13 protein-coding genes are annotated in these 14,848 nt (G+C 68.9%); 4 read left to right on the top strand and 9 right to left on the bottom strand.

Going from position 1 to position 14,848, the window contains the following annotated elements; genetic code table 11:
- Window positions 1–83 precede the first annotated feature (83 nt).
- The 4 genes from ACFW2E_RS23970 to ACFW2E_RS23955 all read right to left on the bottom strand — a co-directional run bounded on the left by ACFW2E_RS23970 (window position 84) and on the right by ACFW2E_RS23955 (window position 4,280).
- Window positions 84–1,715 carry a cytochrome bc complex cytochrome b subunit gene (locus tag ACFW2E_RS23970; protein ID WP_384469125.1) on the bottom strand — a complete coding sequence of 544 codons (1,632 nt, stop codon included), beginning with the start codon at window positions 1,713–1,715 and terminating at the stop codon, window positions 84–86.
- A complete protein-coding gene (locus ACFW2E_RS23965) occupies window positions 1,712–2,770 on the bottom strand; it encodes a Rieske 2Fe-2S domain-containing protein (RefSeq protein WP_384469124.1) in 1,059 nt (352 codons plus the stop codon). The genes ACFW2E_RS23970 and ACFW2E_RS23965 overlap by 4 nt, the downstream gene beginning before the upstream one ends.
- On the bottom strand, window positions 2,767–3,579 hold the full coding sequence (locus ACFW2E_RS23960; protein WP_384469123.1) for a c-type cytochrome: 813 nt from the start codon (window positions 3,577–3,579) through the stop codon (window positions 2,767–2,769). The genes ACFW2E_RS23965 and ACFW2E_RS23960 overlap by 4 nt, the downstream gene beginning before the upstream one ends.
- A gap of 80 nt (window positions 3,580–3,659) precedes the next feature.
- Entirely contained in the window at window positions 3,660–4,280 is a 621-nt protein-coding gene (locus ACFW2E_RS23955) for a heme-copper oxidase subunit III (protein WP_384469122.1), read from the bottom strand.
- Window positions 4,281–4,470: 190 nt separating this feature from the next.
- Here ACFW2E_RS23955 and ACFW2E_RS23950 point away from each other — a divergent pair, with 190 nt between their 5' ends.
- On the top strand, window positions 4,471–4,872 hold the full coding sequence (locus tag ACFW2E_RS23950; RefSeq protein ID WP_384469121.1) for a hypothetical protein: 402 nt from the start codon (window positions 4,471–4,473) through the stop codon (window positions 4,870–4,872).
- Between the two features lie 50 nt (window positions 4,873–4,922).
- Here the strand turns inward: ACFW2E_RS23950 and ACFW2E_RS23945 are convergent, their stop codons facing one another.
- From ACFW2E_RS23945 to coxB, 4 genes are all read right to left on the bottom strand, one after another.
- Window positions 4,923–6,185: an Ig-like domain-containing protein gene (locus tag ACFW2E_RS23945; RefSeq protein ID WP_384469120.1), complete on the bottom strand. Its 1,263-nt coding sequence runs from the start codon at window positions 6,183–6,185 to the stop codon at window positions 4,923–4,925.
- 449 nt (window positions 6,186–6,634) lie between these two features.
- Window positions 6,635–7,033 carry a cytochrome c oxidase subunit 4 gene (locus ACFW2E_RS23940; protein ID WP_384469119.1) on the bottom strand — a complete coding sequence of 133 codons (399 nt, stop codon included), beginning with the start codon at window positions 7,031–7,033 and terminating at the stop codon, window positions 6,635–6,637.
- Window positions 7,030–8,763: a cytochrome c oxidase subunit I gene (ctaD, locus tag ACFW2E_RS23935; RefSeq protein ID WP_384469118.1), complete on the bottom strand. Its 1,734-nt coding sequence runs from the start codon at window positions 8,761–8,763 to the stop codon at window positions 7,030–7,032. The genes ACFW2E_RS23940 and ctaD overlap by 4 nt, the downstream gene beginning before the upstream one ends.
- Entirely contained in the window at window positions 8,760–9,719 is a 960-nt protein-coding gene (gene coxB, locus ACFW2E_RS23930; RefSeq protein ID WP_384469117.1) for a cytochrome c oxidase subunit II, read from the bottom strand. Before coxB ends, ctaD begins: the two co-directional genes overlap by 4 nt.
- Window positions 9,720–10,029: 310 nt before the next feature.
- Here coxB and ACFW2E_RS23925 point away from each other — a divergent pair, with 310 nt between their 5' ends.
- Window positions 10,030–11,406, top strand: a complete 1,377-nt coding sequence (locus ACFW2E_RS23925) for a cysteine desulfurase/sulfurtransferase TusA family protein (RefSeq protein WP_384469116.1) — start codon at window positions 10,030–10,032, stop codon at window positions 11,404–11,406.
- Here ACFW2E_RS23925 and ACFW2E_RS23920 read toward each other — a convergent pair whose 3' ends face one another.
- Complete coding sequence (locus ACFW2E_RS23920; RefSeq protein ID WP_384469115.1) at window positions 11,407–12,381, bottom strand: carbohydrate kinase family protein; 975 nt, start codon at window positions 12,379–12,381, stop codon at window positions 11,407–11,409.
- A gap of 130 nt (window positions 12,382–12,511) precedes the next feature.
- Here ACFW2E_RS23920 and ACFW2E_RS23915 point away from each other — a divergent pair, with 130 nt between their 5' ends.
- Both ACFW2E_RS23915 and ACFW2E_RS23910 read left to right on the top strand, forming a co-directional pair.
- The gene (locus ACFW2E_RS23915) at window positions 12,512–12,721 is read left to right on the top strand and encodes a hypothetical protein (protein ID WP_384469114.1); all 210 of its coding nucleotides are present in this window, start codon (window positions 12,512–12,514) and stop codon (window positions 12,719–12,721) included.
- Window positions 12,722–12,934: 213 nt separating this feature from the next.
- Window positions 12,935–14,794, top strand: a complete 1,860-nt coding sequence (locus ACFW2E_RS23910; protein WP_384469126.1) for a hypothetical protein — start codon at window positions 12,935–12,937, stop codon at window positions 14,792–14,794.
- The last annotated feature ends 54 nt before the right edge of the window (window positions 14,795–14,848 follow it).

Raw genomic sequence — 14,848 nt, 5'->3', positions numbered from 1 at the left:
CTACCCAGCCCCGGACACGGCTAAGGGCCCCGTCCGCGGAACGGGACGGGGCCCTTCGACCGTGGTGTGGCGACGCTGGAGGGTCAGTGGTGGCCGTGGCCGCTCGTGATCTCCTTGTACTCCTCGACGGTCGGCTTCGGGATCTGGCTGTCCTCGCCGTAGAGGGCGCCGCTCAGCTTGGCGCGCAGCCGCTCCGAGCCCGCCACCTTGCGCTCGACACCGTTCTCGTCGACGGTCGGGCCGATCTCGGCCGGCTTGTACTGCTCGTGCGCCGTGAGCGTGTGCAGCTGCTCCTGGCTGAGCGGCTCGTGGACCTCGATGAACTCACCGTGCGGCAGGCGCTTGATGATGCCGGTCTCGCGACCGTGCAGCACCTTGTCCTTGTCCCGGCGCTGCAGGCCGAGGCAGATGCGCTTGGTGAGGAGGAACGCGAGGACCGGGCCGACGAAGACGAAGATCCGGACGAACCAGGTGACCGCGTTGATCGACAGGTTGAAGTGCGTGGCCCACAGGTCGTTGCCACCACCGATCAGCAGGGTCAGGTACACCGTCATCCAGGCGACACCGAGCGCGGTGCGCGTCGGGGCGTTGCGCGGGCGGTCCAGGATGTGGTGCTCGCGCTTGTCGCCGGTGACCCAGGACTCGATGAACGGGTAGACCGCGATCGCGACCAGGACCAGCGGGAAGATGACCAGCGGGATGAACACGCCCAGGACGAGCGTGTGACCCCAGAAGTTGACCTCCCAGCCCGGCATGAAGCGGATCAGGCCCTCGGAGAAGCCCATGTACCAGTCGGGCTGGGCACCGGTGGAGACCTGGTCCGGGCGGTAGGGGCCCATGGCCCAGATCGGGTTGATCTGCGCGACCGCGGCGATGGCCGCGATCACACCGAAGACCAGGAAGAAGAAGCCTCCGGCCTTGGCCATGTAGACCGGCAGCAGCGGCATGCCGACGACGTTCTTCTCGGACTTTCCGGGACCCGCGAACTGCGTGTGCTTGTGGTAGAAGACCAGGATCAGGTGGCCCACCATCAGGCCGAGCATGATGCCCGGCAGCAGCAGGATGTGGATCGAGTAGAACCGGGCCACGAAGTCGTGGCCGGGGAACTGCCCGCCGAAGAGGAAGAACGACAGGTACGTGCCGACGATCGGCACGGACAGGATCGCGCCCTCCATGAAGCGGACACCGGTGCCGGAGAGCAGGTCGTCCGGGAGCGAGTAACCGGTGAAGCCGGTGAACATGCCCAGGACGAACAGCAGGAAGCCGAACAGCCAGTTGATCTCACGCGGCTTGCGGAACGCGCCGGTGAAGAACACGCGCATCATGTGCACGAACATGCCGGCGAGGAAGATCAGCGCGGCCCAGTGGTGGATCTGCCGCATGAGCAGACCACCGCGCACGTCGAAGGAGATGTGCAGGGTCGAGTTGAACGCCTCGGACATCAGCTGGCCCTGCAGCGGGACGTAGCTGCCGTGGTACTCCACCTCGTTCATCGACGGGTGGAAGAACAGCGTCAGGTACACACCCGTGAGGATGATGATGATGAAGCTGTACAGGCACACTTCGCCCAACATGAACGACCAGTGGTCGGGGAAGATCTTGCGCATGTTGGCCTTGGCCAGGGAGTAGATCCCGAGCCGGCCGTCCGCCCAGTCGGCGACGCGCTCGCCGGCGGGCGCTTTGCCGCGCCGCTCGTTGTTCTCGTTGGTGCTCATCCGCGCTCCCAGAATGCAGGACCGACGGGCTCTTCGAAGTCGCCGAGCGCCTCGAGGTAGCCCTCGTCGTTCACGCCGATGCGGAGCTGCGGCAGGGCGTGACCGGCGGGACCGAAGATCACTCGGGCACCGTCGGAGAGGTCGAAGGTGGACTGGTGGCAGGGGCACAGCACGTGGTGCGTCTGCTGCTCGTACAGCGAGATCGGGCAACCGACGTGGGTGCAGATCTTGGAGTAGGCCACGATGCCCTCGTGCGACCACTCGAGCTCGCGCTTGTCCTTGATGTTGTCCGGCTGGAGCCGGACGATCATCAGGGCCGCCTTGGCGATCTCGGTCTGGAACTCCTCGTCGGTCTCCTCCAGGCCCTCGGGCTTGGCGAAGGTCAGCGAGCCGACGGCCACGTCCGAGGGACGCAGCGGCTCGTTGGTGTTCATGTTGACGAGCAGCTTGCCCTTCGACCACAGCGTGTGGCGGAGCGAGTTCCCGGGCAGCGGGCCGAGGTCGCGCAGCAGCATGAGGCCGGAGAGCGGCACCAGGGTGAGCGCGCCGAACATCGTGTTGCGGATCAGCTTGCGACGGCCGATCGCCGACTCCTTGGCACCCTGCTTGAAGTCCGCGTGCACCTTCGCGCGGACCTCGGGGGACGCCTCGATCGGGTGACGCTCGTCGGCGACCTCCACGTCGGACATCAGGGTGCGGGCCCAGTGGACCGCGCCCGCGCCGATGCAGAACAGCGCCGTACCGAGGGTCAGGCCCAGCGCGAAGTTCTGCGCGCTGAGGTGGCCGACCGGGAAGACGAAGATCGACTTGTCGTGCGGGATCGCCACGTACGAGGCGATGAACGCGAGGGTGGCCAGCATCGACACCGTGAACAGCAGGGCGACGACACGCTCGGACCGCCGGGCGGCCCGCTCGTCGATGTCCTGGATCCGGTGCTCGTGGGGCGGCAGGCCGGGGTCGGCGAACGGGTTCTTCTCGTCCGCGACGCTTACCGCGCCGTGCGGGGTGTCCTGCTCAGCGGGCAGGTTCTCTTCTGGAATGTCTTGGCTACTCATGACTTCTTGGCCTTTGCGGTCCGAGCGGCGACCCAGACGGCGACCGCGATCAGTGCGCCCAGACCGAAGATCCACGCGAACAGGCCCTCGGTGACCGGCCCGAGGCCGCCCAGCTCGAGACCGCCCGGGTTCTCCGTCTTGTCGCTGTTGACCGCGTTCAGGTACGCGATGATGTCCTTCTTGTTCTTCTCCGACAGGGTCGTGTCGGGGAAGGACGGCATGTTCTGCGGGCCGGTGAGCATGGCCTCGTAGATGTGCCTCGGCTCGACGCCCTCGAGGGACGGCGCGTACTTGCCCTTGGTCAGGGCACCACCCTTGCCGGTGAAGTTGTGGCACTGCGCGCAGTTGGTGCGGAACAGTTCACCGCCGGCGGCGATGTCCGCGCCTTCGGGGCCGTACTGCTCGCTCGTCGGCACCTGGGGACCGGCACCCAGCGACGCGACGTACGCGGCGAGCATGTCGATCTGGGCCTGGGTGTAGACGGGCTTCTTGCGCGGAGCCTGCGCGCCCTGGGAGGTGGCGGCGGGCATACGGCCGGTGCCGACCTGGAAGTCGACGGCCGCGGCGCCGACGCCGACGAGGCTCGGCCCGTCGGAGGAGCCCTGGCCACCGGTGCCGTGGCAGCTGGCGCAGCCGACCTCGTAGAGCTTCTTGCCCTGCTCGATGGTCAGGGACTGGGCGGTTTCATCGGCCTGCGCCTTGCTCGCGGGCGCGAACGCGGCGTACAGCCCCCCAGTGGCCGCCAGCGCGAGGAGTAGGACGACGACCGCCGCCAGCGGATGGCGTCGTCGTGCGGAGAGCTTTTTCACGGATTACCCCGGTGTCAGGATCTTCTGCGTCGATGCTTCTGGGATGTGCGTTACGGAAACGCGCGCGGGATCGGGCCCGCCTACTTGATCATGTAGATCGTGGCGAAGAGGCCGATCCAGACGACATCGACGAAGTGCCAGTAGTAGGACACGACGATGGCAGCGGTCGCCTGCTCGTGGGTGAACCTCTTGGCCGCGTAGGTACGGCCGAGGACCAGGAGGAAGGCGATGAGACCGCCCGTCACGTGCAGGCCGTGGAAGCCGGTGGTCAGGTAGAACACCGAGCCGTACGGGTCGGAGGAGAGCGAGAGGCCGTCCTCCTTGACCAGGCTCGTGTACTCGTAGATCTGACCGCCGATGAAGATCGCACCCATGATGAAGGTCACGATGAACCAGGCGCGGAGCTTCTTCACGTCGCCGCGCTCGGCGGCGAAGACGCCCATCTGGCAGGTGAAGGAGGAGAGCACCAGGATCGTGGTGTTCGTCGCCGAGAACGGGAAGTTGAGATGGTCCGCCATCGCCTTCCAGTGATCCGGCCCCGTCACCGATCGCAGGGTGAAGTACATCGCGAAGAGGGCCGCGAAGAACATCAGCTCGGAACTCAGCCAGATGATGGTTCCGACGCTGGTGAGGTTCGGCCGGTTGACCGACGGGTGCGCGTGCCCGGTTTCTACTGTCGTTGCTGTCGCCACGACCGACATTATGTCGGTCGCTTATCCCGCCCTCACTCCGGGGGGTGCCGTTCGGAGTGTCCGTACCGTGTGTACTGCCCGTATGGCCCATCGGACGCTTCTTCGAAGTCCTGTCCGAGCCAGTGTTGACAGGGTGTCGGAAGGGGTAGCATCCGCCGCATCGGTCCTGTCCGTACGACGCTGACGTCTCGGAGGAACAATGCAGCCGACCGCCACGGTGCTGGTCTACAGCGACGACTCCAACACCCGCGAGCAGGTTCGGCTCGCCACGGGACGCCGGCCGGCTCCCGACGTCCCGCCTGTCGAGTTCGTGGAGTGCGCGACGCCCGCCGCGGTCGTCAGTGAGCTGGACAAGGGCGGGATCGACGTCTGCGTGCTGGACGGCGAGGCCGTGCCGATGGGCGGCATGGGGCTGTGCCGGCAGATCAAGGACGAGGTGTTCAACTGCCCGCCGGTACTTCTGCTGATCGGGCGCCCGCAGGACGCCTGGCTGGCCACGTGGAGCCGTGCGGACGCCGCTGTGACGCTGCCTGTGGAGCCCGTGGAGTTCGCGGGCGCGCTGGCGTCCCTGCTGCGGCAGAAGAGGCTGCAGAGCGCCTAGGAGAGCGGGGTGCGGGCCGTACCGGCCCCGCACCCCGGATGCCGAACGGGTCACACCGCGGCCGGCCGGAGCCGGTCCGCGTCGTCCGTCTGCGGGACGTCCTGCTTGCCGTCGGTGAGGGCGCTGCCCGTGCGCCACTTCGTCCAGGCGAGGTTCCAGTCGCCGAAGCCGTTGCCGAACGGCTCCATCTCGTGTCCGTTGGAGTTCACGACCTTCACCACGTCGCCCGGCCGGAAGGTGTTGAAGAACCACTCGGCGTTGCTGGTGTTCATGCCGGTGCAGCCGTGGCTGACGTTCTCGTAGCCCTGGGAGCCGACCGACCAGGGGGCGGCGTGGACGTACTCGCCCGACCAGGTGACCCGGGTCGCGTAGTACACGGGCAGGTCGTAGGAGTCGGAGCTGTCCTCGGCGATGCCGACGGTGGTGCCGCGCATGCGTACGAAGTACTGCTTCTCCAGTACCACCTTGACGCCGTTGCGCGTCTCGAAGCCCGGCTTTCCGGTGGTGACCGGGATGGTGTTGATCACCTTGCCGTTCTTGTAGACCGTCATCGAGTGCGCCGATGCGTCCGTGACGCCGAGGACGCTGTCGCCCGTGGTGATCTTCAGCGGCTTGGCCTTCCCGCCCCGCACCCCGTCGCTGATCCGGATGCCCTCCAGGTTGCTGTGCACCTGGATGGTGGCGTGGACGGGCCAGTAGTCCCTGGGGCGGAAGTGGAGTTGCTTGTCGTCCACCCAGTACCAGGAGCCGTCCACGGCGGGGATGGAGTCCACCCTCAGGGCGCGTTCGACGATCGCGCGCTGGGCCTTGTCCTTGACGGGCTGGTTGAGGTCGGCGGTGATGGGCTGGCCGACGCCGTACTCGCCCGCCTTGGGCCCGAAGGTGACGTCCAGGGTCTTCTTGGCGGTGGGCTTGCTGGTGTCGAAGGTGAGGGTCTTGCGGCCGGGTGCCCCGTCCTCGTCCTCCGTGCTGACCCGCACCGTGTAGTGGGCGTCTGCGGCGAGCGGCGAGGTGCTGTGCCAGCGGCTGCCGTCGGCGGCGAGTTCGCCCGCCACATAGCGCCCCGTGGCGTCCGTCGCCGTGACGTCCGTGATGCGCTCGTCGCCCTCGGCGGTGACCTCCAGGGGCTTGTCGGGGTCGGCCTTCTTCCCGGTGCCGGTGGGGGTGTTGAAGGAGATCTGGTCCGCCGCGTCGTACGGCTTCGCCGACAGGGGGTTGCCACCCGAACCGCACGCGGTGGCGCCGGCGCCGATGGCGGTCACCAGCAGCGTGCAGCCGACGACGACGGTGCGGGTGCGCGGTGAGGTTCTCATGACCTCACGCTAAGAAGAGTTGCCGGTGGCGGCACGGTGGGTGAGGCGGACGGGGGACGTTCCCCGTCACGGTCCCGCCGGGCGTATCGGGGCACCGGGAAGCCGTGCCACGGCCCTGTCGCGGCCGCCCCGGCGCCATGCCGGCACCACGCAGCGCCCCTGCCGCCACCGCAGCGCGAGCACGGCGGGACCGTGCCGACGGGGCCCACCACCGCCGCGCTGAAGGCCTCGGCACAGACCGACCGCCACCGCGGCCCGGACGGCAGAGACCGAGACGCGAAACCGTCACCGCCGCACCGGCCCGCCGCGGCACAGGCAATCGGAACCGGGCCGCGGGGCCGCCGCCGTACCGGGGCCATGGTGCGGGCCTGCCGGCGCCGGGGGCAAAAAAGAAGGAGCCCGGGACCTCCTTGTGGAGGGTCCGGGCTCCCTGAGCGCTCGGCGCTGTGCTACTGGGTGCGGCTCTCACCGTGGTAGTACTCGAAGACCCAGCCGAACAGGCCGATCAGGATGATCGGCGCCGAGAAGTACAGCAGCCACCAGCCGACCGCGACACCGAGGAAGGCCAGCGCGCCACCGATACCGAGGGCGAGCGGCTGCCAGCTGTGCGGGCTGAAGAAGCCCTGCTCGCCCGCGTCGTCCGCGACGTCGGCCTCCTTGTTGTCCTGGGCACCCGCGTCGACCCGCCGGGCGGTGAAGCCCAGGTAGAAGCCGATCATGATGCTCAGGCCGAAGGCCAGGAAGAGCGCCGTGGTACCGGCCGGCTCCTTCGACCACACGCCATAGACGATCGCCATGACGAGGAGAAAGACGCTCAGCCAGAGGAAAATCCGGCCCTGGATCTTCACTTGCCGGCCTCCTTGCTGCCCGAGATGGCGCTGCCGTGACCGGCGTGCTCCAACTGCTCCAGGGCGGCGATCTCAGGGTGATGCAGGTCGAACGCCGGGGATTCGCTGCGGATCCGCGGCAGGGTGAGGAAGTTGTGGCGCGGCGGCGGGCAGGAGGTCGCCCACTCCAGCGACCGGCCGTAGCCCCACGGGTCGTCGACCTCGACCTTCTTGCCGTACTTGGCCGTCTTCCAGACGTTGTAGAGGAACGGCAGGATCGACAGGCCGAGCAGGAAGGAACCGATCGTCGAGACCGTGTTCAGGGCGGTGAAGCCGTCAGCGGCGAGGTAGTCCGCGTAACGACGCGGCATGCCCTCGGCACCCAGCCAGTGCTGCACCAGGAACGTGGTGTGGAAGCCGATGAACAGCGTCCAGAAGGTGATCTTGCCCAGACGCTCGTCGAGCATCTTGCCCGTCATCTTCGGCCACCAGAAGTGGAAGCCGGAGAACATGGCGAAGACGACCGTACCGAACACCACGTAGTGGAAGTGGGCCACCACGAAGTACGAGTCGGAGACGTGGAAGTCCATCGGGGGCGAGGCCAGGATGACACCGGTCAGACCACCGAACGTGAAGGTGATCAGGAAGCCGGTGGCCCAGAGCATCGGCGTCTCGAAGGACAGCGAGCCCTTCCACATGGTGCCGATCCAGTTGAAGAACTTCACACCGGTCGGGACCGCGATCAGGAAGGTCATGAAGGAGAAGAAGGGCAGCAGCACCCCACCGGTGACGTACATGTGGTGGGCCCACACGGTCACGGACAGACCGGCGATGGAGATGGTCGCGGCGATCAGGCCCATGTAGCCGAACATCGGCTTGCGGGAGAAGACCGGGATGACCTCGCTGATGATGCCGAAGAACGGCAGGGCGATGATGTACACCTCCGGGTGTCCGAAGAACCAGAAGAGGTGTTGCCACAGCAGTGCTCCGCCGTTGGCGGCGTCGAACACATGGGCGCCGAACTTGCGGTCCGCCTCCAGGGCGAACAGCGCGGCCGCGAGGACCGGGAAGGCCAGCAGGACCAGAACGGCGGTCAGCAGCACGTTCCACACGAAGATCGGCATGCGGAACATGGTCATGCCCGGGGCACGCATGCAGATGATCGTGGTGATGAAGTTGACCGCGCCGAGGATGGTGCCGAAGCCGGAGAAGGCCAGACCCATGATCCACATGTCGGCGCCGATGCCCGGCGAGCGGACCGCGTCCGACAGCGGGGAGTAGGCGAACCAGCCGAAGTCGGCCGCGCCGTCCGGGGTGAGGAAGCCACCGACCGCGATGGTCGAGCCGAACAGGTAGAGCCAGTAGGCGAACATGTTCAGCCGCGGGAACGCGACGTCGGGGGCACCGATCTGGAGCGGCATGATCCAGTTCGTGAAGCCGGCGAACAGCGGCGTCGCGAACATCAGCAGCATGATCGTGCCGTGCATCGTGAACGCCTGGTTGAACTGCTCGTTCGACATGAACTGCAGGCCCGGACGGGCCAGCTCGGCACGCATGAGCAGTGCCATCACGCCGCCGATCAGGAAGAACGCGAACGACGTGACGAGGTACAGCGTTCCGATCGTCTTGTGGTCGGTGGTCGTCAGCCACTTCACCACGACATTGCCGGGCTGCTTGCGCCTGACCGGCAGCTCGTTCTCGTAAGAGTCCTCAGCTGCCGCGGCACCCTGGGGTTCGTTGAGGATGCTCACAGGTTGTTCGTCTCCCGGTTCTTCTCGTGCGGCGTCTGCGCGATGCCGGCGGGAATGTAACCGGTCTGCCCCTTCTTGGCGAGGTCCTTGAGGTGCTGCTCGTAGCGCTCGGGGGAGACGACCTTCACGTTGAACAGCATCCGGGAGTGGTCGACGCCGCAGAGCTCGGCGCACTTGCCCAGGAAAGTGCCTTGATGGTTCGGGACCACCTGGAAGGCGTTGGTGTGGCCCGGGATCACGTCCTGCTTCATCAGGAACGGCACCACCCAGAAGGAGTGGATGACGTCACGCGAGGTGAGGACGAAGCGGACCGTCTTGCCCTCGGGAAGCCAGAGGGTCGGACCGGGATTGCCGGTCTGGGGGTTCTTCGTGCCCGGAGTACCGACGTCGTAGACACCGCCGGCGTTGGCCGGGAAGTCCTTCTTGAACCGGTCCGGAATGGCGAGCAGTTCCGGAGAGGTCTTGGCGTTGCCGGTGGAACCGGGCACGTTCTCGATGTAGTTGAAGCCCCAGCTCCACTGGAAGCCGACCACGTTGACCGTGACGTCCGGCTTCTTGGAGAGGTCCAGGAGCTTCGACTCGTCCCGGGCCGTGAAGTAGAAGAGGACCGAGATGATGATGATCGGGACCACCGTGTACAGAGCCTCGATCGGCATGTTGTACCGGGTCTGCGGAGGTACCTCGACCTTGGTGCGGCTGCGCCGGTGGAAGATGGTCGCCCACAGGATCAGGCCCCACACCAGCACGCCGACGGCGAGCGCGGCAGCCCAGGAGCCCTGCCACAGGGAGAGGATCCGCGGAGCCTCTTCCGTGGTCGGGGTGGGCATACCAAGGCGGGGGAAGTCCTTGTATGTGCAACCGGTGGCGGTCGCCAGGACCAGGCCCGCGGTCATTGCCTGCAGCAGCTTCCGCCGCATCGGGCGCCGCGGCGAGCGGTCGGAGCCGTTGGGACTCACGTAGCGCCTTCCCGAGAGTCTCGCCCGCGCGGTTGGCTGCGGCCTTCTCGCTGGTCGGTCGCCGTCCTGCGTCGGGCAGGGGTTTGATGTTTATGCGGACCAAACCCTAGCCGACGCCCTCCGGGGGTTCGCGGGGAGGGTGCCATACGCGCCGCGGGTCACCCCGAAGGGGTGGGAAAGGGCCGTCTATTAGCTCGGATGCGTCCTGTTTGTGTGGCGGGAGCGGGTGCGACGTGGTTGTTCGCGCCCACGGGGCGGAGCCGCATATCGGCACTGGCCCGCGCCCCTTCGGGGCGCCTAGCGTTGACCTATGTCCTACTTCGACTCCGCCTCCGCCGCTCCACTTCATCCTGTTGCCCGTCAGGCACTGTTGGCCTCGCTGGACGAGGGCTGGGCCGATCCTTCCCGGCTGTACCGGGAAGGGCGGCGGGCCCGGATGCTGCTGGACGCGGCGCGGGAGGCGGCTGCGGAGGCCGTGGGGTGCCGGGCCGATGAGCTGGTCTTCACCTCTTCCGGTACCCGCGCCGTGCACACGGGTGTGGCGGGCGCGTTGGCGGGTCGCCGCCGGACCGGACGTCACCTGATCGTGTCAGCCGTCGAACACTCCTCGGTACTCCATTCGGCTGAGGCGTTCGAGGCGGACGGCGGGTCGGTGACCCGGGTTCCGGTGCTGCGTACGGGCGCGGTGACCGCGGAGTCGTACGCGGCCGCCCTGCGCCCGGACACCGCGCTGGCCTGTCTGCAGTCGGCCAACCACGAGGTGGGGACCGGACAGCCGGTCGCGGAGGTGGCCGAGGCCTGCCGGGCGGCCGGGGTGCCGCTGCTGGTGGACGCGGCCCAGTCGCTGGGCTGGGGGCGGGTCGAGGGCGACTGGTCCCTGCTGACGGCGAGCGCCCACAAGTGGGGCGGGCCGTCCGGGGTCGGACTGCTCGTCGTGCGCAAGGGTGTCCGGTTCGCGCCCCAAGGGCCCGTGGACGAGCGGGAGTCGGGACGGGCGGCCGGGTTCGAGAACATCCCGGCCGTGGTGGCCGCGGCGGCCTCGCTGCGGGCCGTGCGCGCGGAGGCGGCCGCGGAGGCGGTACGGCTGCGGGAGCTGACGGAGCGGATCCGGGCGCGGGTACCGGAGTTGGTGCCGGACGTGGAGGTGGTCGGCGATCCGGACCGCCGGCTGCCCGGGATCGTCACCTTCTCCTGTCTCTATGTCGACGGCGAGACCCTGCTGCACGAGTTGGACCGGGAGGGGTTCTCCGTCTCGTCCGGTTCGTCCTGCACGAGCAGCACGCTGACGCCGAGCCATGTGCTGAAGGCCATGGGTGTGCTGAGCGAGGGCAATGTGCGGGTGTCGCTGCCGCCGGGGGCGGCCCAGGAGGACGTCGAGCGGTTCCTGACGGTGCTTCCCGGGGTGGTGGCCGGGGTGCGGGAGAAGCTCGGGGCACCGGCGCCGTCGACGGTGGTAAGGGCCGAGGAGCTCGTGGTGGACGCGCTCGGCAAGCGCTGCCCGATCCCGGTGATCGAGCTGGCCAAGGTCATCGGGGACGTGCCGGTGGGCGGCACGGTGCGGGTCCTGTCGGACGACGAGGCCGCCCGGCTGGACATTCCCGCCTGGTGCGAGATGCGGGGGCAGGAGTACGTGGGTGAGGAGCCGGCGGACCACGGTTGCGCTTACGTGGTCCGCCGGGTGTCCTGATCAGGCCAGGTGCGCCTTGACCTCGTCGGCGGCGTCGTGGCCGTACGCCTTGGTGAAGCGGTCCATGAAGTGGGCGCGGCGCAGCTGGTACTCCTGGGTGCCGACCGTCTCGATGACGAGGGTGGCGAGCATGCAGCCGACCTGGGCGGCGCGCTCCAGGGAGACGCCCCAGGCGATGCCGGAGAGGAAGCCGGCGCGGAAGGCGTCGCCGACGCCGGTGGGGTCGGCCTTGCGCTCCTCCTCGGGGCAGCCGACCTCGATCGGGTCCTGGCCGGAACGCTCGATCCGGACACCGCGCGAGCCGAGAGTGGTGACGCGGTGGCCGACCTTGCCGAGGATCTCCTCGTCGGTCCAGGCGGTCTTGGACTCGATGAGGCCCTTCTCGTACTCGTTGGAGAAGAGGTACGTCGCGCCGTCCAGCAGTATCCGGATCTCCTCGCCGTCCATGCGGGCGATCTGCTGGGAGAAGTCGGCGGCGAACGGGATGGAGCGGGAGCGGCACTCCTCGGTGTGGCGGAGCATCGCCTCCGGGTCATCGGCGCCGATCAGGACCAGGTCGAGGCCGCCGACGCGGTCGGCGACGGTCTTCAGCTCGATGAGGCGGGCCTCGCTCATCGCACCCGTGTAGAACGAACCGATCTGGTTGTGGTCGGCGTCGGTGGTGCACACGAAGCGGGCGGTGTGCAGGGTCTCGGAGATGCGGACGGAGTCGGTGTCGACGCCGTGCCGGCCGAGCCAGGCACGGTAGTCGTCGAAGTCGAAGCCCGCGGCGCCGACCAGTATCGGCTTCGAGCCGAGCTGCCCCATGCCGAAGGCGATGTTCGCGCCGACGCCGCCACGGCGTACGTCCAGGTTGTCGACCAGGAAGGAGAGCGAGACCGTGTGCAGCTGGTCCGCGACGAACTGGTCGGCGAAGCGGCCGGGGAAGGTCATGAGGTGGTCGGTGGCAATGGAGCCGGTGACTGCGATGCGCACGGCGAGGACTCTCCTGGGGGGAGACGGATTGACAGTTCACGCTACCCGGTTCGGACAGGGCTCTGAAGCTGGCAAAACTACCCGATAGTAGATCTTTCTTCGCGCGGCTCGACGTGCTTACGGTTCCGCCATGACGAACCTGAAGGTCCATGCCCCCGCTCCGGCCGACCTCGAGGGCGGCCTGGCGTCGCTGCGCGGTGACTGCGCGCGAATGGCTCCCCACTGGGCCGTTCCCGAGCACAGCCATGCCCAGCCGGTACCCCCGTCACACATCCACGGCGTGACCGTCCCGGTGCGGTCCGCCCGGCTGCTGGACGCGATGTCGGACTACGGCGACTGAGCCCTTCACGCCACCTGATCCGCCCCGGCGCCCGTCGGGGAACCGCGCGCTCCCCCGCTGCGTCCCATCGCCGTCCCCCGTGAAGGGGATGCGGGATACGACCCAGCGAGGAGCGATGCGGTGAACACCGAGCGACCCGACCACGACGGCGCGGAGGCCTCCGGCACGCCGCGCAGCACCGAGCCCGGCGCCGGCACACCCGCGGGCGACTCGATGCCGAACCGGGCGCCGAACAGCGAACCCGTCGAACCGCAAGGGCAGGCACCGGACACCGAGACCCCTGAGCCGGAGGCCGCACACGAGCCCCCGGACGGCGAGACGCCCGCGGCGGAGACCGCCCCCGGTACGGCGCCCGACAGCACCGGGGGCGCCGGGCACGAAACATCGGACGGAACGGCTGCCACCGGACCGGGGACCGAAGCAGGCCCGCCCGTCGGCACACCCGCCGGCGACTCGAGGACGAACCGGGCGCCGAACAGCGAACCCCTCGAACCGCAAGGGCAGGCACCGGACACCGAGGACGCCGGGCACGGGACCCCGGACGAGGCGGAGTCACGGGGACAGCTCCCGGAGGGTTCCGGTCCCGTGCACGAGGTCGGTCTTGTCCAGGCGGACGACGACGGGCGGGCCTCGCGGCGCCGCTCCCCGGTGCTCGTCGCCTCCGTGGCGGCCGCCGTGCTGCTGGTCGGGGGCGGTGGGGCGTACCTGGCCGCCACCGCCGGCGGTGGCTCGGGGGGTACGAGGTCGTCGGCGCCCGGTGGCGAGGGCACTCCCCCGCCGCTCGCCCTGGACGGCTACGCGGCCTCGTCGGGCGGTACGAACGGGATCGCGCCCGGTGAGCCCAACCCCTACGGCGTGACCTACCGGGCGAGCGGCAAGCTGCCCGACGGACCCGGCTCGGCGCCGGTGTACCGGCCGGCCGGTGAGGTCACCGGGGACGAGGTGGCCCGGCTGGCCGAGGCGTTCGGGCTCGACGGGACGCCGGTGGCCGAGGGGCAGATCTGGCGGGTCGGGCCGGGCAAGGACGGCTCGGGGCCGAGTCTCCAGGTGAGCAAGGAGGCGCCCGGGTCCTGGACGTTCAGCCGGTACGCCCCCGGCACGGACAACTGCAAGAAGATCACCGTCTGCGCCCAGGACCCCGGCGCCCCGGCCGGCGACCCGGTGAGCGTGACGACCGCGCAGAAGGCGGCGGCACCGGTCCTGAAGGCGCTGGGCCAGGACGACGCGAAGGTCGACGCGAGCCAGGTGATGGGCGCCCAGCGGGTGGTGAACGCCGATCCGGTGGTCGGCGGGCTGCCCACGTACGGCTGGACGACCGGGCTGACCGTCGGCAAGCAGGGCGAGGTGGTCGGCGGCAGCGGGCTGCTGAAGACGCCGGTGAAGGGTGACACGTATCCCGTCCTGAGCGCGAAGAAGACGCTGGACCTGATGAACGGGGCACCGCGGACCGACCATCGCATGGGCATCGGCGGCTGTGCCACCCCCGTACCGCTGAAGGACCGGCTCGAGCAGCCGTGCGGTTCGGGCGCTCCGGCGCCCGGTCAGAACCGGTCCACGCTGACGGTCACGCACGCGGTGTTCGGACTGGCCTCGCACTCCGTGGAGGGGCGGCAGGCGCTGGTGCCGTCCTGGCTGTTCGAGGTGCGGGGATCGCAGGCACGGGGCGAGTTCACCGTGACGTATCCGGCGGTCGACCCGAGGTTCCTGACCTCGGCGACACCACCGGCGGAGCCCACGTCACCGGGCGACGGGACGGCCTCGGCGCCGAAGACGAAGAACGTCCAGGCGGACGGCTACACGGCGGACGGCAAGGAGTTGACCGTGAGCTTCACGGGCGGGGTGTGCGCCGACTACACGGCGTCCGCGGACGAGGGATCGGACCGGGTGACGGTCACGGTGACGGAGAAGCCCTGGCCGAACAAGATCTGCATCCTGATCGCCAAGCAGTACGAGCGGACCGTCCAGCTGGACGAGCCCCTCGGCACCCGGAAGGTCGTCGGCCCGGACGGCAGGGAGATCGCGAAGGCGAAGCCGGGAGCCCGGCTGCCTGTGCCGTCGTCGCAGGCGCGCTAGATCCGGCGTGCCGGGATCCCCGGACACGCGAAGGCGGCGGCCCTTTCGGAGGGC

The sequence above is a fragment of the Streptomyces sp. NPDC058964 genome, assembly GCF_042741275.1.
In the GTDB taxonomy this organism is placed as follows: domain Bacteria; phylum Actinomycetota; class Actinomycetes; order Streptomycetales; family Streptomycetaceae; genus Streptomyces.
Note: the sequence above shows the minus strand (reverse complement) of the source record. Positions and strands in the feature narration are given on the sequence as shown.